At 54.2% G+C, this 20971-nt stretch carries 18 protein-coding genes; 10 read left to right on the top strand and 8 right to left on the bottom strand.

Annotated features, from left to right (window positions below):
• Nucleotides 1–9: 9 nt before the first annotated feature.
• Genes AC0L8N_RS02380 through AC0L8N_RS02360 form a run of 5 tightly spaced genes read right to left on the bottom strand, consistent with a single transcriptional unit; the run spans nucleotide 10 to nucleotide 5497 of the window.
• On the bottom strand, nucleotides 10–1029 hold the full coding sequence (locus AC0L8N_RS02380) for a polysaccharide deacetylase family protein (protein WP_473665981.1): 1020 nt from the start codon (nucleotides 1027–1029) through the stop codon (nucleotides 10–12).
• Nucleotides 1030–1037: 8 nt separating this feature from the next.
• Complete coding sequence (locus tag AC0L8N_RS02375; RefSeq protein WP_473665980.1) at nucleotides 1038–2129, bottom strand: GNAT family N-acetyltransferase; 1092 nt, start codon at nucleotides 2127–2129, stop codon at nucleotides 1038–1040.
• A 2-nt stretch (nucleotides 2130–2131) separates the two neighbouring features.
• On the bottom strand, nucleotides 2132–3163 hold the full coding sequence (locus AC0L8N_RS02370; protein ID WP_473665979.1) for a glycosyltransferase family A protein: 1032 nt from the start codon (nucleotides 3161–3163) through the stop codon (nucleotides 2132–2134).
• A gap of 46 nt (nucleotides 3164–3209) precedes the next feature.
• Entirely contained in the window at nucleotides 3210–4247 is a 1038-nt protein-coding gene (locus AC0L8N_RS02365) for a GNAT family N-acetyltransferase (protein WP_473665978.1), read from the bottom strand.
• Between the two features lie 26 nt (nucleotides 4248–4273).
• Complete coding sequence (locus AC0L8N_RS02360; RefSeq protein ID WP_473665977.1) at nucleotides 4274–5497, bottom strand: DegT/DnrJ/EryC1/StrS family aminotransferase; 1224 nt, start codon at nucleotides 5495–5497, stop codon at nucleotides 4274–4276.
• A 345-nt stretch (nucleotides 5498–5842) separates the two neighbouring features.
• Between AC0L8N_RS02360 and AC0L8N_RS02355 the strand changes: the two genes are divergently transcribed.
• On the top strand, nucleotides 5843–6589 hold the full coding sequence (locus AC0L8N_RS02355; RefSeq protein WP_473665976.1) for a YdcF family protein: 747 nt from the start codon (nucleotides 5843–5845) through the stop codon (nucleotides 6587–6589).
• A gap of 7 nt (nucleotides 6590–6596) precedes the next feature.
• Here the strand turns inward: AC0L8N_RS02355 and AC0L8N_RS02350 are convergent, their stop codons facing one another.
• A complete protein-coding gene (locus AC0L8N_RS02350; RefSeq protein ID WP_473665975.1) occupies nucleotides 6597–7649 on the bottom strand; it encodes a FemAB family XrtA/PEP-CTERM system-associated protein in 1053 nt (350 codons plus the stop codon).
• 24 nt (nucleotides 7650–7673) lie between these two features.
• Here AC0L8N_RS02350 and AC0L8N_RS02345 point away from each other — a divergent pair, with 24 nt between their 5' ends.
• The 9 genes from AC0L8N_RS02345 to AC0L8N_RS02305 all read left to right on the top strand — a co-directional run bounded on the left by AC0L8N_RS02345 (nucleotide 7674) and on the right by AC0L8N_RS02305 (nucleotide 18177).
• Nucleotides 7674–7883, top strand: a complete 210-nt coding sequence (locus tag AC0L8N_RS02345) for a hypothetical protein (protein WP_473665974.1) — start codon at nucleotides 7674–7676, stop codon at nucleotides 7881–7883.
• Between the two features lie 86 nt (nucleotides 7884–7969).
• Entirely contained in the window at nucleotides 7970–9109 is a 1140-nt protein-coding gene (locus tag AC0L8N_RS02340; protein WP_473665973.1) for a glycosyltransferase family 2 protein, read from the top strand.
• A gap of 116 nt (nucleotides 9110–9225) precedes the next feature.
• On the top strand, nucleotides 9226–10362 hold the full coding sequence (locus AC0L8N_RS02335; protein WP_473665972.1) for a glycosyltransferase family 4 protein: 1137 nt from the start codon (nucleotides 9226–9228) through the stop codon (nucleotides 10360–10362).
• Nucleotides 10362–11654 (top strand): O-antigen ligase family protein, encoded by a 1293-nt coding sequence (locus AC0L8N_RS02330; RefSeq protein ID WP_473665971.1) that lies wholly within the window; start codon nucleotides 10362–10364, stop codon nucleotides 11652–11654. The genes AC0L8N_RS02335 and AC0L8N_RS02330 overlap by 1 nt, the downstream gene beginning before the upstream one ends.
• A complete protein-coding gene (locus AC0L8N_RS02325; RefSeq protein WP_473665970.1) occupies nucleotides 11647–12762 on the top strand; it encodes a glycosyltransferase family 4 protein in 1116 nt (371 codons plus the stop codon). The genes AC0L8N_RS02330 and AC0L8N_RS02325 overlap by 8 nt, the downstream gene beginning before the upstream one ends.
• Before the next feature lie 42 nt (nucleotides 12763–12804).
• A complete protein-coding gene (locus AC0L8N_RS02320) occupies nucleotides 12805–14055 on the top strand; it encodes a glycosyltransferase family 4 protein (RefSeq protein ID WP_473665969.1) in 1251 nt (416 codons plus the stop codon).
• A gap of 2 nt (nucleotides 14056–14057) precedes the next feature.
• Nucleotides 14058–15464, top strand: coding sequence for a phenylacetate--CoA ligase family protein (locus AC0L8N_RS02315; protein ID WP_473665968.1), 1407 nt, complete (start codon nucleotides 14058–14060; stop codon nucleotides 15462–15464).
• A 14-nt stretch (nucleotides 15465–15478) separates the two neighbouring features.
• Nucleotides 15479–17323: an asparagine synthase (glutamine-hydrolyzing) gene (asnB, locus tag AC0L8N_RS02310; protein ID WP_473665967.1), complete on the top strand. Its 1845-nt coding sequence runs from the start codon at nucleotides 15479–15481 to the stop codon at nucleotides 17321–17323.
• 41 nt (nucleotides 17324–17364) lie between these two features.
• Complete coding sequence (locus tag AC0L8N_RS02305; protein WP_473665966.1) at nucleotides 17365–18177, top strand: class I SAM-dependent methyltransferase; 813 nt, start codon at nucleotides 17365–17367, stop codon at nucleotides 18175–18177.
• Nucleotides 18178–18183: 6 nt separating this feature from the next.
• On the opposite strand, the gene AC0L8N_RS02300 is transcribed toward AC0L8N_RS02305, so the two are convergent.
• Together AC0L8N_RS02300 and AC0L8N_RS02295 are read right to left on the bottom strand one after the other, a co-directional pair.
• The gene (locus AC0L8N_RS02300) at nucleotides 18184–19398 is read right to left on the bottom strand and encodes a glycosyltransferase family 4 protein (RefSeq protein WP_473665965.1); all 1215 of its coding nucleotides are present in this window, start codon (nucleotides 19396–19398) and stop codon (nucleotides 18184–18186) included.
• A 28-nt stretch (nucleotides 19399–19426) separates the two neighbouring features.
• On the bottom strand, nucleotides 19427–20968 hold the full coding sequence (locus AC0L8N_RS02295; RefSeq protein WP_473665964.1) for an oligosaccharide flippase family protein: 1542 nt from the start codon (nucleotides 20966–20968) through the stop codon (nucleotides 19427–19429).
• Nucleotides 20969–20971 lie beyond the last annotated feature (3 nt).

The following is a 20971-nucleotide window of genomic DNA, read 5'->3' as shown; positions in this document are numbered from 1 at the left end:
AGTTACCGACTAAAACAGGTCAATGGTCGCGCAAAGAAACAAGGCTTTGTCGCGTGAGTTATTTTCATGGACGTTCATGCGCGGAATAGACAGCGGGTCGTCATCCGTGCTGTACAAGCCGCTGGTCGTAGCGAATGCCAGAGCGTAGCCCGCCTCGCGGGTCTTACGCATGACCCGTTCGTCGTGATCTCCGTTGGGGTAGGCAATTGCGCGTACCGGTTCACCCAGCTGGGCCTCCAGCAACGCCCGACTCTGCTGCAATTCTTCGCGGCAGCGCTCATCCGACATTCGGCAGAGGATTCGGTGGCTTAGTGCGTGTGATGCGAAGTCGATACCCGCGGCGCGCATTTCCTTGACCTGGTTCCAGTTCATGTAACGATTGTAATGTACCGGTTGGCCATTCTTGCCAAGTTCGTGGCGCAGGGATTCCAAAGCCGCGGTAATTGCATCGTCGCTGGCGTCTTTCATGGTCACAACATGCTCGCGTATGTCATGAATCGTTATCTCACCGGCAGTTTCATGCTTGCCCAGCAAGCTTGCAAGGCGTTGCAGGCTGTCAGCGTCGCCGGCCTTCAGGAGCGTTGTCAGCCACATCAGCATCTCTTCCTGCCAGAACATGATGCTGTTTTCTATGTAATTCAGAGGAACGAAAACGACAGCAGGGATTTCGTACTTCTTCAGTATGGGAAAGGCGACTTCATAGTTATCGAGCCAACCGTCATCAAACGTGACCAGGCAACTCCTGGGCGGCAGCGGTTTACCGTGCTCGATGTGCGCCTGCAGATCGGCGAGCGCAATGGGGTTGAGGTATTTACGAATCGCGTGCATCTGCATATCGAACGAATTTGCGGACACGATAATGCCCGGGTTTGAGTCTGGTCGCGGTGTCCGCTGCTCGTCGATTACCCGGTGATAGGTCAGTACAACTGCCTGCCCACGCAATCGCTGACGCGCGATTACTGCCCAGATGCCGCTGTGAAACAGGCATCGGGCTAATGTTATTTTTATTTTTTTCAGTATCTTACGCATATTCTATTTCAAGCTTCTTGGTTTTCCGGGGTGAGCCGGCCACGAACGACGCGCACGACATCGCTAAGCAGGAGGCCTGCTCCCGTCAGGTTCCGTGGGTAATGCACAAATGTTGCGTGCGCTCGAGAGCGGCTGGTCCAGGCGGCGAGCCATGGCTCGAATGATCCCAGATGTTCAATTCGTGAGATACCGTTGGCGCAGCAATATTCAATGATATACATAAGCTGCAGGATGCCGGGAGAACATTTCGCATAAGTTTTGTCGTAACCAATTTTCAGAAACCACAGTGCGTCATATTTTTCCACGCACAGCGCCATAGACACTGCGACCTCGTCCACTACCAGGAAAAAAACACGCAGGCTGCCTTCCGCCGCAGCTGCCAAACTGTAGCTACGGAAAAAGGACTCGAGCCGCGGACGATTGAGTATCGACGATCCTCGCTGGCCTTTCCAGCTGCGATTTTCAATAGCGAATGCTTGATCTAGCAGGCCAGGAGTTTCGTCCACTGTCGGCGTGCAGGGTTGGAACTGCACTGCGCCGGTCGCCGTAGCGCGTTTTTGTGCTCGGCGATGGTCATAACGGCGTTGCGACGATAGCGTGGCGTAAAACGCGTCCCAACCATCTTGCAAGTCGAGGACGGCTGTGGCCGCAGTCGATGCGCGCATCCACAAGCCTGCCTGAAGGCGACGTTGTGGCGCGAAATTCGAGTGCGCCGGATCGGCCGGCAAGCGCTGCAATTGCACGGGCCAGCAGGCGCTGGCGATGGCTTCGTAGAGCTCCGGGAGTGCCTCCGGGCTCCCATACAACATTCCTGATGGTTCGTAGAGTTGCTCGGAGCCCAGAAACTCCAGCCATGTACGGCGCTCTCGCACGACCTTTACCAGCGGCGCAATCGCCGTGACTGATTCATTGGCGTCATGTTGAACCAGTACATGGAGTCTGTCACTTGCATGCAGATGTCTGGCACAGGCGTCGAACCAGGCATGGTCCAGTAGGGGCGAACGGGTAACGTTCGCCAATTCCTGCCAGTCGTCACGTAATTGTTGCAATGACTCGAGGTCCGCGCACAGGCGAGTGTTCACTGATGGTTTACTGGCCACGGCTAGAGTCGCAAGCGTCGTTTCAGCGCACGAACAAGGCTGAGCAAGTGCCCGGTTCCCGGGATAGCCGAGATGGCGATCAACAGCCGTTCCCGGCGGCCGAGTGGCACGTCCAGCATTTTCAGGCGCACGGAGGTTTCTACGGCAGCATCCTGATCTTCTTCCAGGAGTTGCAGTTTGCAGAGCTCGGACAGTCGCGTCTGGAAAACGCGGTCAACGCGTTCCCTGTTGTCCTTATAGAATTTTTGATCTTTACGATAGACCCGTTCCAGAAAGTCAATTCGCAGTTCGATCTGCTGGCGCATTCGCGTTTGCGTCAAGCGGCTCTCATCAATATGACTGCGGTTGTAGGTCAGCTCGGTGTCGACGAAACAAAGCGGAGCTTCTCGTGAGATTCGCGCGAAAAAATCCCAGTCACCGCAGATCGGGTCGTGCACAGGAAACAGGCCGTCGTTCGGTAGCATGGACTTTCTGAACACAGCGGTCGACGGCAGGACAAAATAGTGTTCTAGCGAAGCAGAGTACAGTGAGCCTATATAGGCCATGGTGCCGGCTGGCGCTGGACTGATGTCCTCGACGATTTTTCTCAACGGCAGTTTGCGAGCAAAGACTTTTGACCAGTCCATCGGGCTGTCATACCAGGTTTGAACTCCGTCGGGCGTTGTGTCGTCGTCAGACCGGTAAATAGTAAAGTTACTATAGGTACCGGACAGCTCCGGGAGGGCGTCGAGCAATGCCAGCTGCAGGCGCAGCTTGCCGGGCATGAACCAGTCGTCGTTATCGAGCAGTGCGATGTATTCGCCTGTTGCCAGGGCTATACCGTTGTTGCGGGCGGTGCTCAGACCTTGGTTTTCTTGAAACACGTACCGAACCCGGTCACCGTACCGTTGCACTCGTTCTCTGGTGTTGTCGGTGGAGCCGTCATCAATGACGATTAGTTCCATGCTGTCGATATCCTGAGACAGCACACTGTCGATAGCTTCGCACAACATGGGCGCTCGTAGATAGCTTGGGATTATTACTGTGAGTTTCACAGCATGCATTCCTGGTTCCGAGGGTCGTATCGGTTCTGCGCGGACATTACTTTTTCCCTTTGATCAGTTTCTTGGCCATGGCGCGCGCACGCCAGTAACCTGTGTCGAGCACGTAGCGCAGCTGGGTACGATGGATGCGGTAAGTGTCTACGTAGCGAGTGCCGTTCGAGAAGCGTTCCTTAAAAGGTTCCGCGCCAATCGTGAAGTCCAGTTCGAGGAGCTGGTTCTGCAGAGCGTAATTAGCGAGATGGCGTATCAGCACTATGCCCGGTGAGCCTTTCTCCAGTGAGGTATCGAAGCTGGGTTTGTACCAGAGCAAACGCCGATTCGAGATGAAACCAAAATGATAGGCGATTGCGCGATCGTCGAGCAGGACTGCCGAGAAGTGCACAATGTCACTCATCCCAGGCGCAACAGACAGGGCCTGAAGGAATGCAGCGTAATTGGGGTTTTCGAAACGTGAGATTCGATCGTCAACGCGACATCGCTCTATGTGTTGTTTGGCGAAGTCGTCCCATAACACGTCGGTTCGCTGCGTCTCGGAGAATACTTCGTAACGCAATTGTCCTTGAGCGGTTAGTTGGCGTTCGGCCCGGCGCACGCTGTACTTGTTGAGCAGCTTTTCGGCGCTAGCCGTGTTCTCGCCGAGTGCCAGGTACGGGGCGACAACCGAATAATTTCGCCAGGGGATCAGGCCGGTATTCGTGCACGCCTCCAGGAAAACCCTGGAGTCATCGTTGGCACGCGGAAGATTTCGTAAATGCATGACTCGCCACGTTGCTTGCGCGGCGAGGAACTCCAGCAGATGGTTTAAGACGCCGGTTGCGTTGGTGCGAATGACAAAACCCAGGTAATCGGAATTGTCGTCAGCGATAAAACGCAGGGTTCGGGAGCGATCAAGCATGAGCGGCGCGAAGCCGACGATAGCTCCTTCGGATCGAATCGTTACGAAGTAGAGTTCATTGTCGCCGGCGAGATGCTGCCACCATGTGTGTATCCACGCGTGTCGGAGAAACACGCTATTGTTGCCGGAATTCTCAACCAGTTGATCCCAATCCGTTGAACTTAACGGTATGTCAGACATTCGCTTGTGTATAGCGAACTGCAAGTTCAGCCGCTCCCGGCAATGCAGGCGGTGGTGGCAGGCAGTTTCGCGATGCCGTCGCAGATGCGCGCAATGTCGTTTTCGCTGACGTAGGCATGAGTGGGAAGAGTGACAATTTGACCCGCAATCGTTCGACCGCTCTGACTGACTCCGTTCTGGACGACTATGCGATCCCGAATCTCGGGAACGTCGGCAATTGACAACGGGTATGACGCGCTGCAGCCGTTGTTGCGATTACTCTTGAGAAACTCTTCGCGAGCGGCGGCATCGCGGATACGGATTGGAAACCGCAACCAGACTGGTTCACTGTTTGCCACAGGATTGATAGTTGCGAGCATCGGCGTACGTGGCAGTTGTGCTACATAGATCGCCGCGCAGGCCTGACGGCTGTTGTTTATTTCAGTCATGCGCTGAAACTGTGCCAGGGCCAACGGCGCGAGGCCGTCGAAGTAATGCTGTAGTGGGTAGTCGTCCTCATAGCGGGTAGCGCCCAGCTTCAGGAACGGCAAGTTGGCTGGAACTCCATAGAGCCATGGGTTCAGCAGTGCAAAATAGACGCCCAGTTTGACGAGCTCGATAGTGCGCGTTGCGACCGGCAGTGGCTGTAGTTCGTCATGCGCCGCGGACAGTCTTTCAGCCAGCGCGTCGTTATTGGTAACAATAACGCCGCCATTGATCGAGGTAATGATTTTGCCCTTGTCGAAGCTGAGTATTCCGGCGTCGCCGAAGGTGCCGACCGGGCGTCCGTCAGCGCTGGCGCCCAAACATTGGGCGGCGTCGTCGACCAGAAATACACCGTGTCGTTTTGCCAGGGCTTCTAGCTCGGGGAGTTGGTCCGGAATGCCGTAAAGGTTGGCGCTGACGATGGCCAGTACCTGGCTAAAATTTATCGATTCCAGTTGCTCAAGGTTGTAGCAGAGCGTGTCTTCGTCAATGTCACAAACCAGTACTTCCAGACCGGCCATTAGTGCTGAGGCGGCGACGGAATAACACGTGTAGGACGGGACGACGACGTAACGGCGTTCGCGGTCCGTTTGCTGATCGGCCAGGTTACGCAGCAGCAGGGACATGGCGCCACGACCGTTTGCCATCAGGAATACGTGCTTGACGCCCAATTCGGCACATAATGCCCGGCGCAGGTCGTCGGCAGACGGCTTGCCGACGGCGGTCAAACAGGCCAGCAGTTCGCGCAGGCGAATCGGACTACCACTGGGCGCTAGGGTTCTCATAGGATGTCGACGTCTCAAGGCCATGCGGTCGGCCGTAACAGGCGGGACTGGCAGTCCACGCCCGAAAATATGCATTATATCTTCATTATCAGTGAGATAGACAGTCTCTGGCGTGAGGAGGAACACACTTTGAGCGGCAGCTGGCTCGCCGTGCGGGTATCTGCCTGACGTTTACCCGGGTAAGTAGCATAGGGCAGAGAGCGATTGGCATTATGTTTCGCAAGCTGCGCCAGATGGTCGTCCAGAAGGCATACTGCATTCATGGTGTCGCTCAGCACGGACTTGTATCTACCGCCATCGGACGTCGCCCTGTAACGAGGGTGCCACCTAGTAACGAACACCGCGATGATCGAAATACTCAAAGACATGATGCTGCCGTCCCACGTAGTCGCCGTGCTGTTGTTGCTTGGCAGCGTGTTGCTGCTCAAGGTGGAACGACGGCAGTGGGCGAAATACCCGTATTTGTTGGCGGCCGTGCTATACCTGATTTTTTCCAATGGCATCGTCGCGTCGATGCTGATCAGCCCGCTTGAATACCGCTATCCGCCGGTGCTGGATGGCGACCGTCACCCGGCGCTCGATACCGCTGTGGTTCTGACCGCCTACGCGGCCGATGACCCGCGGATGCCGCTGAGCAGCCGGGCGGGCAGTTCTGCTCTGTACCGTGTTCTGGAGGCGGGGCGGCTGTTCGCTGAAGGACGAATCCGCCGTATCGTCATTTCCGGAGACGCCACGGCAACCGCGATCATGGCGGATCTGCTGGAGAGTGCTGGAGTTCCCTCGGCGGCGGTCACGGAGGACGGAGGAGCGGTGCACACTTCAGACAGCGCGCGGCGGGTTGTGGCCCTGTTGGGTGAACAGCGTTTTTATCTGATTACCTCGGCCGGGCATATGCCGCGGGCCATGGGTGTGTTCGAGGCGCAGGGCAGTCACCCGGTGCCGGCTCCCACCGACTACCAGTTGCCACAGGACTCCAACTCGGCGTCATTGATGCCCAGCCCGTTTCACTTGCTGGTGTCGGATCTCGCGATTAATGAATACGCCGCGCTTGCCTGGTACCGGCTGAGCGGTAAAACCGAGCGCTACTGGTAGCCGTGGCTCACGGTATGCTGCGTGCCAGCAATGGTCCGGCCTGCTGGGTCACCCACAGTGGTAGCTTGCGCCATACTTTGATGGCCAGTGCGAACTTCGGGTTGTCGGGATTGAGGCCAGGCAGATCACCGCCGTTCGGTAAATAGTATTGCCAGTACAACTGGCGGGCTTCAGCACCCCATTTTTGCTTGAACACTTCGCCGCCAGAGTCTGCTGTTGAACGCCCCAGGTGGTAGTCGCGAAAACCCGCTTCGCAGGCGTCCTTGATCATTTCCCAATACAGGACGTAGTTCACCTGGACCTTGCGGTAATCCGGATCCATGCCTGCCCACATACCCTCGACGGTGCCGTCAAACTGACCGTTGAACGCGGTCGCCACGGGTTGGCCATTCAGGCTGGCGACGTAAATTCGGACTTGGTCACCGAATGCTTCAATGATGGATCGAAAGTACTGCTTGCGGTATATCGGCGTGCCGAGTGAACGCCAGGAACGGCTCATGATGTCGTAGAAGGTGTCGAGCAGGTCCATGCCACCAGATTGCACGGTCACGCCGTCCTTGTAGACGCGGCGTATATTGGTGCGGTGCTTCGATTTGTACGAGTTCCAGACTTCATCCGGATCGCTGGCGAGCGAGATGGTCATGGAAACCTTGTGCTCAGACCGCGGCAGGTTCTCCTCACAGATGCTGAGCCCTCGAATTTCAAGGTAGTCGGCGTTCTGCTCTCGGGCAATTTCGCACGCGCGGGCGACCAGTGCGTCGTTCGCAGGGCTGTTCGTCGCGGCCGGCCCACCGTAGTTAACAAACGGCATCGAACAGAGAATGCGTCCGAAAATGCGGCTCTCAGTCAGGACCAGCGGGAATACCCCGTCGATCACCCCATTGTTGAGCGATGCGAGGTACCAGGTTCGGTGCCCAAACTCTTCTTGATTGATCTTTTGCCATTCAAACTGGTGATAAAAGCCGGCTGATTCGTTGTCCACAACGAAGCGATTCCAGGCGTCGCAATTTTCAGCACTAATGTCGAATTGGTGAACGCCGTTTTCTGGCAACTTAGTCATAGGTGAGTCTGGGTCTTGTTGTGAGTGGCCAATACCGGTGGCCAATATGCCGCATCTGGCGTGACCTCGGTGGGTGAGCGGTCACAGTACGCTGATTCCATCTCGAATCTGTCCGCTTTTCAGGTCGGCGGCATTGTACCTGAGCATGATCCCAACGGTGATAAACGACGGCCGATCCCGGCGCGCGCCGCGCTGCGGCGAGGAAAACCGGAAAGCAAAATGGAATTCCGCTAAAGTGGCGCCGGTGGTCACGTACCGGTGCTCGTAACTGTGAAGCAATCCCTAGAATTATCAACACTAAATCAATAGTTTAAGCCGCTATGGAAGCCTTGTTCTGGGTCAGTTTTCTGGCCGTTTTTTACACTTATTTCGGTTATCCGCTGATCCTCATGCTGCTGGGCGCTTTCCTGCGTCGGGGCGCCGATGATGCGGGCGCTGATGCGGCTGCTGTGCGTGACTATTCGATCACGGTGCTGATCCCGGCCCACAACGAAGCATCAGTTATTGGCGCGAAGATCGAGAACACTCTCTCGATCCAGTACCCGGGGCCCATGCAATTGGTCGTTGTATCCGATGGCTCAGTGGACGGAACTGGCGACATTGTCCGGAAATTCGAGTCGGATCCGCGACTTTGCTTCATCGATTTGCCGGAGCGCAAAGGCAAGGGCAACGCCCTCAATCAGGGTATTGCGGCTGCAAGCGGTGACATCGTCGTATTCTCGGATGCTTCGATTATGCTGGACGACGATGCGCTGATCGAAATCATTCGACCGTTTGCCGACGAGCGTATCGGCTGCGTGTCCGGGGAAGACATGATCGAAGGCGGTGCGGGCGAGGGGCTCTACGGCCGTTACGAGCTTTACCTGCGAAATCAGGAGTCACGTGTCGGCTCAATCGTTGGCGCAAGTGGTTCGTTCTACGCGCAACGACGAGTGATTGTTCCGGAGTTTCCGGACGGTATCGCGCCCGATCTTTTGTCGGTGTTGCACACAGTGACTCAAGGTTACCGGGCTATTTCCTGTTCTGCTGCGCGTGGTTACATGACTGCAGTTGCTGATTCCCGTGACGAATTTCAACGCAAAGTGCGGACTGTCATTCGGGGTATGACCGCAATATTCAAACGCAAGGCTTTGCTGAACCCGTTCCGTTACCCGGTCTTTTCGCTGTTTCTGCTGTCACATAAAGTGTTGCGCTGGTGTGTGCCTTTCTTCCTGATCGGCATGCTACTGGCGAGTGCGTTGTTATTGCCGGCTCCTCTATACTTGATAGCGCTGGTCGGTCAATTGGTCTTCTACGGGATTGCGATTGTTGCCTGGCAGCGTGAAGGCAAGGTTGAGCCGTCAACGCTCAGCAAGGTTGCGCTGTTTTTTAGTATTTCCAACGCCGCTATTCTTATCGCATGGATACGTTATCTGCGCGGTGTGCGCCAGGAAATCTGGACACCGTCGAGGCGCACCTGACGTGCAGCGGCCATCGATCACTCTCTGCATGTACGGCGATGAGCCGGAGTTTATGTTGGCCAAGAGTTTAGAGAGAACTTATCGATTCGTCCTGGCTGACAGTTTTCCTATCTTGTATGCATAGTCCGATCAATATTCTCGATTTGCGTGATTCGCCGTGGGTCGATGGCCCGGGTCGCACGGTGCTGCAAACGGCAGAGAGTCTGGATCGCGAGCGCTTCAATCTGATTGTCGGCGGCTTCTGCGGTGAAGACGTTAGTGACAACATATACTTGAGCGATGCCAGCAAGCGCGGGCTAAATACCTGCGCAATTGTCGAGAAAGCGGCATTTGATTCTAATGTCGTTCGACAGATCATGGCCACGATCGACGAACTCGATATCGATTTGCTGCACACCCACGATTTCCGATCCAATCTCGCCGGCATATATTGCGCCTGGCGGAGACGAATTCCGATCGTCTCAACGTGTCACGGTTGGATAGCCAATAACTTTAAACGGTCAATCTACAAGTCGATAGATATCCGATTGCTGCGGCGGTTTGACCGCGTGATTACCGTTAGTGAATTAATGAAGCAACAATTGTTGGCGGAAGGGCTTCATGCTCAGAACGTTGACGTAGTCGTTAATGCATTGATCATCGATGACTATCATCCCGATCACGAAGATCGACGTTTTCGGCGGGAGCTGGGCATTAGTGACGAAAGCATATTGTTGATGAATATCGGCCGTTTGAGCCATGAAAAGGGTCAGGCGCTGTTGCTCGAAGCGTACGCAGAGATTTGTAAAGAAAATTCAAATACGCGTTTGGTGTTCGTTGGAATCGGTCCCGAGGAGCAGTCACTGCGGGCATTAGTGGTGAATCTTGGCCTGGAAGACCGGGTTGTATTTGCCGGTTATCAGAGCGATATGCTCGCTGTGTACAACAGTGCGGACCTGGTTGTGCAGAGCTCGTTCACTGAAGGTATGCCGAATGTCATACTTGAGTCATTGTTGATGGAAACGCCAGTTGTCGCCACTGACGTGGGCGGCACTGCTGAAGTTTTCGAAGACGAAATCAGCGGCACTCTGATTGCAGCACAGTCGAAGCAACACCTCGTTGACGGCGTCGGCAGTTTTCTGGCTGATCCGGCCCGCCATTTGGCGATGGCCCGCCACGGTCGGCAAAGAATATCAGCCCAGTTTAATCATGATTCTCGTGTTAAGAAATTTGAATCGATCTATTCATCGCTCATGTCCGGGCGGACAGGCTGATGCTGTTTTCGGGATTGCTGCTGTCTATTTTCCTGGAGTACGTTTCTCCAGGCAGTTTTATCCCTGTTATTGCGGCCATAAAAATTGGCACTATCGTTCCATTGTTGACTTTCATATTTGCAGTTTCTTTGTCCGAACCGATCAGCAACGGTCGAATGTTCAGCAACGTTACCTCGAAATGGCTGTTTTTTTACCTCTTCCTGTTGGCGTTCTCGGTGTTGATTGCGGACGTTACGCTTTATTCCTGGACAGTCTTCAAGTTCGCACTGGGTTACATCTTCTGGTACGTGATGATTGTCAAGCTGGCAACGGACGTTGCGAAGCTTAAGCGATTGTTCGCAGTTCTGATTTTTGTCCATATAATCCTGCTGGGGTTGAACCCGGACGTTATTCTTCAGCCAGAAACACGTTCCTATTTGCGTGGCGCGTTTTTCCTGGGCGACGGTAACGATTTCTCATTGTCCGTGTGCGTCATACTGCCGATGTGCCTCTATCTATTGCTAGAGGCCAGTTCGAAGATTGCGAAGGGTGTTTGGTTGGCAGCACTCGGATTGCTGATTCTTGCAATCATTGGAACTCAATCGCGTGGCGCATCATTGGCGTTGGCGGGTTCGCTTGGTTTCCTGTGGTGGACTGGCAAGCACAAGGTTGTGGGCGTCGTACTGCTCGCTATTGTGGGTGTTGTAGTACTGGCTTTCGCACCGCCGGAGTACTTCAACCGCATGCAGACGATTGCGCACTACGAAGAAGAAGGCTCTGCGATGGGTCGGATCATGGCCTGGAAATCGGGTGTTCGGATGGCGGCGGCCCATCCCTTGACCGGTGTCGGCAGCGGGCATTTTCCGGTCGCATTGGGTACAGAGTTTCGACCCCCCGAGTTCGGTGATCAGAACCTGCCATGGCTGACAGCGCATTCCATGTATTTTCTCGTCATCGGTGAATTGGGAATTCCCGGATTTGTCTGCCTGATGGCACTCTTGTTCGGTGGCTACCGTCGTTTGAACCGCCTGCGCATCAGAGCCCGCGGCAGTCCGCACCCGGAAGTTGCGTCGTTTGAACGCCTGTTCCTGATGCTGAATGCCGCGTTGATCAGTTTTTGTATAGGCGGCGCTTTTCTTTCTGTGGCGTACTACCCGCATATTTTCGTGCTCTCGGGCATTATAGTTGCGGCAACCTTTGCCTATGAAAACAAAATTGAGGAATTTCGTCAGCAGTCGAATGCCAGCGCCGATAGCGCGGCTGATGATCCTTCTCTGATCGCAAGACCTGGAGAGAGAAACCGCGGTGCCTGAAAAGAAGAAAATTTTGTTGGTCCATTCGACATTGCACATTGGCGGGGCTGAGGAAGTCTCGGCCAATATTTGTCGCCGAATCGACCGTGATCGATTCGATGTGCATGTGTGCTTTCTGAAAGAGAAGGGCGTAGTTGCAGAGAAGATCGAGGGCGAAGGAACGACCGTGCACGCAGTTGCCCGTCCTAATCGCAGCAAGCCCGATTATTTCACGTCGTGGCGACTGCGACGCCTGATCGTCAGAGAGAAGTTCGACCTCATACATTCGCACGACGTGCATTCGTTGATGGACGGTTCTGTTTGCCGGCTAACTACGCCGGGCCTTCGGCATGTGCATACCTTTCACTATGGCAACTACCCGGAACGTGCGGCCAATTTCCAGCGAATCGAGCGAGCCACATGGCGCGTCCCGGACCGCCTTGTTTCCGTTTCGGAACACCAGCGAGAGAGCGTCCTCGAGCTATACGGCATGCCGGCACAGCGGGTCCAGACCGTTTGGAACGGGGTGGACGTGCTAGCGGAATTGCCCGCCGAGCCGACTATAGGCAAGTATCGACAGCAGGGTCGAATTGTTATCGGCAGCGTCAATACGTTGATCGAACAAAAGGGCATGCCGGACCTCATCAAGGTTGCTGCCAAATTGAAGACTCTGGATGTACCGCCGTTCGTTTTTCTGGTGGCTGGTGGTGGGCCGCTGCAGGAAGAGCTGGAAAACGAGGTTAAACGGCTCGGGCTGCAGGACGAGGTGGAGTTCCTGGGATGGGTTAAACAAGCACCGCAATCTGTTATTCCGCATATCGATATCTTTTTCCAGCCATCTTTGTGGGAGGCTATGTCGATGGTGCTGCTGGAATCGATGGCACTTGGTCGTGCGATCGTGGCTACCGCTGTCGGCGAAACGCCGCGAATTCTGCAAGATGGACGGCATGGACGCGTTTTGCAGCCCCGCGACATCGACGGCATGACGGCGGCGATGGCTGCCCTGTTGAGCGATGACAGCTTGCGTGCACAGATGGGTGCTGAAGCCCGTCAGCACTACCATGATAACTTTACGGCGCGAAGGCTTGCCGAGCGACACGAAGCACTATACGAGGACGTGTGTTCATAAGTCGGCTGTAATAGCTGAAGTTGCGATGAACCGAAAACAACAATGAAGATTCTATTTCTCTCCCAAATTGTTCCGTATCCACCTCACGGTGGTGTGTTACAGCGTGGCTACAATATCGTTCGCGAAATTGCGAAGAAGCACGATGTTCATTTGCTGGCATTTATTCATCCGGAAATCCTTACAGACCAGGCGATGATCGATGAAAGCCGGCGGGTGCTGGAGCGGATGTGCACATCAGTACATTACTTTGATCTGTGGCCGAAGAAGTCCAAAGTTCACAAGCTGCTGGCATTAAGCATCGGTACGGTTTACCCGGGCCCGTTCAGTGCATTGGCGCACACATCGGCGGCGTACAAGAAGTGTATGCAAGACTTGCTGGCCGAACACGATTTTGACGTAGTTCACTACGATACGATCGGCCTCGCACGATACTTGCGGTTCGCGCCGAATGTCCCGTCGGTAATCACTCACCACAATATCGAATCCAACTTGATGGAACGGCGTTCAAAGGTGGAACGTACAGCGTTTGGCCGATGGTATGTAGCCCGGCAAGCGCGTTTACTCCGCGAGTACGAAGCCAGCGAAAGTCCTAACTTCGACGTCAATGTCATGATGTCCAGTACCGACGAGAAAGATCTGCTGGCGATGGCGCCCACAGTACGCACTGCCATTGTTCCAAACGGCGTCGATATCGAGTACTTCAAACCCATAGAGGCGGTTACTGAGCCTGCCATTATCTATACCGGCGGCATGAATATGTTCGCTAATGAAGACGCTGTCATGTACATGCTTCGTGACATGTGGGCCGAGATCAAGGCGGCTGTCCCTGACGTGAAATTCTACGTCATTGGGCAGGACCCGACCCGCGAGATACTGGACATTGCCAAGAAGGACCCGTCGGTGATCGTGACGGGCTTCGTCGATGACATTCGTCCGTACGTGGCAAAGTCAGCGGTCTACGTTGTGCCGATTCGGGTCGGCGGTGGCACGCGCCTGAAGGTGCTCGATGCGTTGGCGCAAGGAAAGGCGATCGTATCAACATCGGTTGGGTGTGAAGGTATTGAAGTAACCAGCGGTCTCGATATTTGCATTGAAGATGACAGCAAAGGGTTTATTCGACGGACCATCGAACTACTCAAGAGTCGCGACAGGCGCGACGAACTGGGCAAGTCGGCGCGACGACTTGCTGTGGAACGGTATTCCTGGGCCGGGATCGGCCAGGTACTGGACGGGGTTTATGAAGACGTTGGCAGCCGCGACGGCAATACGCCGCGCGGTCAGCAGGACAGCTGAGTATGGAATCGCCCTACAAAAAACTGTATGACCGCCTGCCAGCTATGTTGCAGAACATCGCGGTGACTGCGTTCAGCATTTTGCTGGACCGGCAACGTTACGGTGGGCGCTTTCGTGAGTTTCAGGCGTTGCTCGACAAGAGTCAGTGGTATGACGACGCCGAGCTGGAGGCCTATCAGAACCAGCAACTGCAGAGAATTATCAAGTATGCCTATCAGCACGTACCGTATTACCGGGAGGTAATGGACGAGCGTGGCCTGACAGCTGCGGATATTCTTACCAAGGCGGATCTTCACAAGCTGCCAGTGTTGACCAAGGACATCATACGGGCCCGCTTTGCAGATCTGTTGTCAGACGAATTTGATCTGGAAACCGTTGCACGCGGAAACACCAGTGGCACGACCGGCTCGCCTCTTGAAGTGTGCTACGACGAAGACATGATTCGTATGAACTATGCGATGCTGGATCGTCAGTATCGCTGGGCTGATACACGCCTCGGTCGTTCTGGGGACAAAGTCGCTGTTATTCGCGGCAATGTCATTGTGCCTCTCGACCAGAAAAAACCACCGTACTGGCGTTACAACTATCTGCACCGGCAGATGTTGTTGTCATCGTTCCATCTGTCGCAGGACAACTTGCCTGCCTATGTTGCCGAACTACGCAGGTTCAATCCGCGGGTCCTCGATGGCTACCCGTCAACGCTTTATGTACTGGCCAAGTACCTCAAGAACAGAGGCGAGACTTTGCCGCTACACGCGATTCTTTCATCGTCTGAAACCCTCTATGATTTTCAACGGGAAACCATCGAGGAAAGTTTTGCTTGCAAGGTCTTCGATTATTTCGGCGCTGCCGAGCGGGTATTGTTTGCTACAGAATGCGATCAACACATGGGCCATCATGTGTGCGCAGAGTACGGCATTACCGAACTTCTGGACCGTGATCGGAAACCGGTCGCTACAGGTGAAACGGGAACGCTGGTCGCAACCTCGTTACACAATATTGCCATGCCCTTGATTCGCTACGTGACCAATGACATGTCTGCACTCAAGGCGGAGAAGTGCAGCTGCGGTCGCGGATTACCGTTGATGGAAGATGTGGCGACCAAAGCGGAAGACTCGTTAACACTCAAGGATGGTCGGATAATCTCGCCGTCGGTTCTTACGCACCCGTTTAAGCCTCTGACGACCATTGAGGAATCGCAAATTATTCAGGAGTCACAGGACCTTGTTGTCGTCAAGCTCGTGCCCGGCAAGGGTTTCAGTGAAGAACATACGGTAGCACTGGTGCATGGCCTGCAGGACAGGCTCGGCGCGGGTATTGAAATACGCATTGAGATCGTCGACGAACTGGAGCGGTCGGCCTCCGGAAAATTCAAATGGGTGATCTCTCGAGTGGCGCTCGGAATCTAAGGGACAAGTAACACATGTGTGGCATTAACGGAATATTTCTAAGAGATCGCGGTAGAAACGTGGATGAGCGCGCAGTGTTGGCGATGCGCGATTGTATGGTGCATCGCGGGCCTGATGAAGAAGGTGTGCATGTAGACGGTGATCTCGGGCTGGGACATCGTCGACTCAGCATCATCGGCTTGACCACCGGTCAGCAGCCCATGACCGACGCTACGGGTAACCTCTGTATCGTCTACAACGGCGAAACCTATAACTATGCGGCGTTAAGAGCGTCATTGCAGGGCAAGGGTTATACCTTCCGAACCGATTCGGATACGGAAGTGGTTCTTAACCTCTATGCAGAGTACGGCGCGGATTGCGTTACACACATGAACGGTTTGTTCGCCTTTGCGGTCTGGGACAAACGAAAGCGTGAGTTGTTCATCGCGCGGGATCGACTGGGAATAAAGCCGCTTTACTACACGAATACAGACAGGGGGTTTGTCTTCGCCTCTGAGATAAAGTCGGTGCTGGCCAGCGGCTTGCACGACTCGCGAATCAACACACAGGCTGTGTACGAATACTTCATGTTCCGTGCGGTCTGTGGTGAACAAACCATGTTTGATGGTGTTCAATCGTTGTTGCCGGGCCATCATATGCTGGTTACCGACGAGGGCATCAGAACGCAGCAATACTGGAACGAACATTCCGGTACGGATACCGGCATACACACCATGGCGGACGCTGTGGATCGACTCGACGAGTTGTTGACCGACGCTGTCAATGTGCGATTGATGAGTGAAGTGCCGCTCGGGACATTTTGCAGTGGCGGCGTCGACTCTAGTTTGGTTACAGCCCTCGCAGCGCGTGCGCGCGGTAGTGCAATTAATACGTTTTCAGTGGGTTTTGATGAAGTGGCCTTCGATGAGTCGGAGTACGCTCGAATGGTATCGGCCAAGTACGGCACGACACATCATGAAATACGGGTCAGCAGTAAAGATTTTGCGGACTATATTCCAGAGTTGGTGCATCTGAATGATGAGCCCTTGAACTTTGCGAATTCCGTGCACATCTATGCGGTAAGCAAGTTGGCAAAAGATTTCGTCACGGTCGTCTTGACCGGCGAGGGCGCAGATGAATTGTTCCTCGGTTATCCCCGCTACCATCTGCCGCGGTTTGCCGCTACGTTGGACCGGGTCGGTTGGTTAAGTAAGCCGTTGTTGTCGACGGCGGCTACCGTACTGCGGGACCACAGGTTTGCGAAGTTGCGCCGTTACCTCGATATATCACGGGAAGATCGAGTATTGCTGAATGCGGCCAGTGGTCAGGACGACGAAGTACGAGCAGTACTTGATAGTGCGGTACCTTCCAGTCTCGACTACCGCCGGGGGATCGCTCATGAGCTTGCCGATGGTGGCGATGTCATGTCGCGCTTGTCCGTCAATGATCAGAAAACCTACCTGGTTTCTATACTTAACAGGCAAGACAAAATGAGCATGGGGGCCAGCATCGAAGCGCGTGTCCCATTTCTCGACTATCGTGTGGTGGAATTCGCCAATCACTTGCAGTCATCGTGCAAGACCCGCGGTTGGGATACCAAACAGGTAGTGAAAAAAGTGGCGAGCCGCTATTTGCCCGAAGACGTTGTACACCGTAGAAAATCCGGTTTCGGCGTACCATTGGCGCAGTATTTCCGCGAATCAGAAGGTCTTGGCATGACAATCGAGCGGCTGATTAACGATACCAACTACGACGGGCTCCTGGACAAGTCAGTGCTGCAGGACAGACTGACGCAACACCGGAGTGGCAAAGCAGATCATTCGGAAATTCTGTGGACTACGCTCAATTTCCTGACCTGGAAAGAACAATACGAACTCTGAGCGCATAGCTATAGCGCGTGAACCACTTACGGAGCAGAACGGTGGAAAAAGACGGATCAAAAGCAGCTGAAAGTACGCTAAGCAAACGCGACATTCACGAGGAATGGCGAGATAATTATCGCACGCCTGATAACGAACATTTTTACCGCATGGCGTTTGCCCACATTGCGAACGTCTTTGATGCGCCGGCCGGTGCACAGGTTATGGATGCCGGTTGTGGCAGCTGTGCGAAGTCCAAGCATCTTGTTGACCAGGGATTGACGGTACTGGGCACTGACCTGTCTCAGCACGCGCTGGACATGGCCGGCGATGCTTTGCGGGGTACTCAATACGAGCAGGCTATCGAACTTCGACAAGCGAACCTGACAGCGATTACGATGGATGATGGCGCGATGCAGTACATCGTTTGCTGGGGGGTCCTCATGCACGTTCCGGATGTAACTACGGCTGTTGCGGAATTGAGCCGGATTCTTGCGCCCGGTGGACGTCTGGCGATCAGTGAAGGCAATAAGCGATCGGTGCAATCGGTCGTTCTGCGTTTCCTGAAGAAAGTACTGAATCGTGAACGGGCCGAGGTCATTGATACGCCCGCCGGTATTGAAAACTGGGAAGAGACGGATGAAGGTCGCCTGATGACACGGCAGGCGGATATTCCCTGGCTAATCCGTGAATTCGACCGGCACGGACTGAAGTTGGTCAGCCGCCGCGCGGGGCAGTTTTCAGAACTGTACTGGGTCGTGCCGACTCCGGTACTGAAAAAGCTAATTCACTGGTTTAACTGGTTATGGTTCCGCGTGTTTCGCTGGGGCGGTCCCGCCTTTGCCAATATTCTGGTGTTTGAGAAACGCCAGTAGCGAAAGCTAGTCGTCCAGAATGTCAGCGTACAGTTCCTGGGTACGCTGAACATTTATGTCGATGTGGAATTTCTGGTGCAACAGATCGTAACCGCGTTTGGCCATGGCGCCAGCTGCGGCGGGGTCGTCCAGCATACGAATTACTTTGTCCGCCAAATCTTTATTGTTGCCCGGTTCGAACGTATAGCCGGATACGCCGTTGTTAATGATTTCCGGCACTGCGCCGGCAGCGGCACCAATTAGCGGCTTGCGCAGTGACATGGCTTCAATGAGTACACGGCCAAAAGGTTCAGGGTCAATTGAGGTATGCAGCATGATATCCAGCGCGTTGAGATACTCCGGAACGCGGTTGGTGTAACCCGTAAATACAATTCGATCTCCCAGTTCGAGGTCTTTGATCAGGCTTTGTAGTCGTTCGAAGTAGTAGTTGTCGCTGGGAGAAACATCGCCGACCAGCATGCAAATCGTGTTCGGGTGCTTTTCAAGTATCAACGGCATTGCCCGGACTGCCGTTTCCTGACCTTTCCATTCTTTGATATTCCCGAGCACCCCTATGACCGTCGCATCTGGGTCAACTTGATGTGTGGCGCGAATTTCTGCGGGGTTGCTCGTCGCCTTCATGATGTCTGGGTCAATGCCGTTATAGATGGTTTCCGCGCGACGGATGATTACGCCTTTGTCCAGCAGGTTGTCCCGTACTGCGTCGGAAATGCTCACCACGCAAGCCAGTCGGCGCGCGTAGTAGCGCGACAGCCGAGGATAGCTGTTGTTGATTCCACGCTCATGCGTGATAGCGGGAATGCCGGCAAGCTGTGCGCCAAGCATCCATTCATTGTTGCGGATGATTGAGTTGTTCAGGTGCAGAAGGTCGATACGCTCGCGGCGCAGCAATCGCGACAGTTTGAAGGCGGCTATGGGCAGGAACCGGAAAAAATTCACCGCTTTCTGGACGATGCGCAGAACCGGGAAAGTCAAACGATAGGCTGTTGACGACTTCTCGTCAGGTACATTGAAACTCATCGGCAATGGGTGTGGAACCACCATGGTCTGGATATCAGCCGCGTTGAAGCGGGCGATAAGTTCATTGTCTTTACGAAAAACGACGACAGGTTCGTATTTCGAACGATCCAATCCGGCCGTAAGGAACAGCAGGCTGTAGTAGGAACCGCCAATGGTTCCATCGATATTGCCTTCGCAGTACATGATTCGGACTTTATTCATTGTTTTCTGATTGCCTGTTGTGCGGGGTTCAGGACTGGTTCGGCAGGAATCGCCGGATGACCAGACTGTACTGTTGTCGTTCCTGTGTATGCAACGCGATGAACCAGGCACCGGCAAGATACACCGGGCCAAGTAGAGCAAATTGCAGCATCAGTGTCAGTAGTGATGAAGCCGGAACGTGCATGTTGACCGCGTAACACGCGGCTGCAAAGGGTGCTGTGGCGGCGATAGGTCTGACGTAAGTCTCCTGTACGTACTTGCCGACGGGTAGTTCGAGCAAGCGCAAGACCAAAATGGGCAGCACGATGGCCATTATAACGATCTGCGGAATGGCGGTACCGAGTGCGACTCCTATTATTCCGAGGGACTGCACGAGAGTGATACTTAGCGCCAGGTTCGCGACGGCCTCAACGATTCGCAAGTTTGCGATGATCTTGTGCCGACTGATTCCGTAGAGAATGCTACTGATGGTGTTCTGAGGTGTCGACATTGCAACGGACATCGCCAAAATAAAGAGCACGTCGCCGGACAGTGCTGCGTATTCGTGGCCCATCCAGTGACCTATGAATTGCCGTCCCATAGTCAGGTAAATCGCAGCAATGGGTAGCGCCATGAGCATGGAGAGTCTGCCACCCTGCATGAGTACGGTCTGAATGGCTGCCGTGTCTTTCTTGGTTTCCAGTTCGCTGACCAACGGGTTCAAAACCGTATTGGAAATCAGTATCAAACGCCGCAGGTATTCAATCAGATTGCCAGCGATGGCGTAAAAGGTAACCGAAGCCGCATTCATGAATACACCGATGATCAATGCATCGGTATAGAAGATGGCTTTTTGGCCAAGATTGTTAACTACGACGTGTACGCTGTAATTGTAGAGCGATCGAAAGACAGGTATTTGCTCACGCAAAGGTCGGTGCTTATAGCGTAGCTGATAGCCGTGTTCACCCAGTAGTCGTTTGGAAGCGCGGTAGATCAGCAGATTATTGCCGATTCCGATGACCAACTGGATGATGGCCAGCGCGAGTATTCCGTAGCCCAGATTGAGGAAGACGAGTATCAACGCGAGACGTATGAAAGCAAAGACGATTCCGATCTTGTTGAAGATATCGTATCGCTGCAGCCCCATTACGACGCCTGTATAGACGTTGAATGCCAGAGTCTGGCCGATGGTCAGGCCGGCCAATACGATGACTATCTTCGCGACTGGAACAACTTCAGGGTCAACATTGAAAATACTGGAGAAGCCGAAGGCGAGTGCCGTAGAAACAGCCAGGGCAATGAAGCCTATCCCGCTGTAAAAAAGCAGGCTTGCACTGAGTATTTCATCGAGATTGTCGTCTTCCTTGCTGGCAAGGAATTTTGACACGTAACGAATAACTGATTCCCGTACACCGAAATCCAGCAAGTACAAATAGCCGGTGAACTGCATCATGATGACCCAGATACCGTACCAGGTATTCCCAAGCGATTTGACAATGAACGGCGCCAGGAAAAACGAAATGACGATGTTGACTGCCAGGTTCGCCCAATTCGAGAAAACGTTTTTGGCGACTCTCTTGCCGATAGACATTCG

Source organism: Woeseia sp. D3-10, assembly GCF_055809415.1.
Note: the sequence above shows the minus strand (reverse complement) of the source record. Positions and strands in the feature narration are given on the sequence as shown.

Bases quoted from the DNA above. Each gene is read 5' to 3' on its own strand.
- AC0L8N_RS02380 (WP_473665981.1), bottom strand. From the start codon at position 1,029: ATGCGTAAGATACTGAAAAAAATAAAAATAACATTAGCCCGATGCCTG.
- AC0L8N_RS02365 (WP_473665978.1), bottom strand. From the start codon at position 4,247: ATGTCTGACATACCGTTAAGTTCAACGGATTGGGATCAACTGGTTGAG.
- AC0L8N_RS02360 (WP_473665977.1), bottom strand. From the start codon at position 5,497: ATGAGAACCCTAGCGCCCAGTGGTAGTCCGATTCGCCTGCGCGAACTG.
- AC0L8N_RS02355 (WP_473665976.1), top strand. From the start codon at position 5,843: ATGATCGAAATACTCAAAGACATGATGCTGCCGTCCCACGTAGTCGCC.
- AC0L8N_RS02350 (WP_473665975.1), bottom strand. From the start codon at position 7,649: ATGACTAAGTTGCCAGAAAACGGCGTTCACCAATTCGACATTAGTGCT.
- AC0L8N_RS02340 (WP_473665973.1), top strand. From the start codon at position 7,970: ATGGAAGCCTTGTTCTGGGTCAGTTTTCTGGCCGTTTTTTACACTTAT.
- AC0L8N_RS02335 (WP_473665972.1), top strand. From the start codon at position 9,226: ATGCATAGTCCGATCAATATTCTCGATTTGCGTGATTCGCCGTGGGTC.
- AC0L8N_RS02330 (WP_473665971.1), top strand. From the start codon at position 10,362: ATGCTGTTTTCGGGATTGCTGCTGTCTATTTTCCTGGAGTACGTTTCT.
- AC0L8N_RS02320 (WP_473665969.1), top strand. From the start codon at position 12,805: ATGAAGATTCTATTTCTCTCCCAAATTGTTCCGTATCCACCTCACGGT.
- AC0L8N_RS02315 (WP_473665968.1), top strand. From the start codon at position 14,058: ATGGAATCGCCCTACAAAAAACTGTATGACCGCCTGCCAGCTATGTTG.
- asnB (WP_473665967.1), top strand. From the start codon at position 15,479: ATGTGTGGCATTAACGGAATATTTCTAAGAGATCGCGGTAGAAACGTG.
- AC0L8N_RS02300 (WP_473665965.1), bottom strand. From the start codon at position 19,398: ATGAATAAAGTCCGAATCATGTACTGCGAAGGCAATATCGATGGAACC.
- AC0L8N_RS02295 (WP_473665964.1), bottom strand. From the start codon at position 20,968: ATGTCTATCGGCAAGAGAGTCGCCAAAAACGTTTTCTCGAATTGGGCG.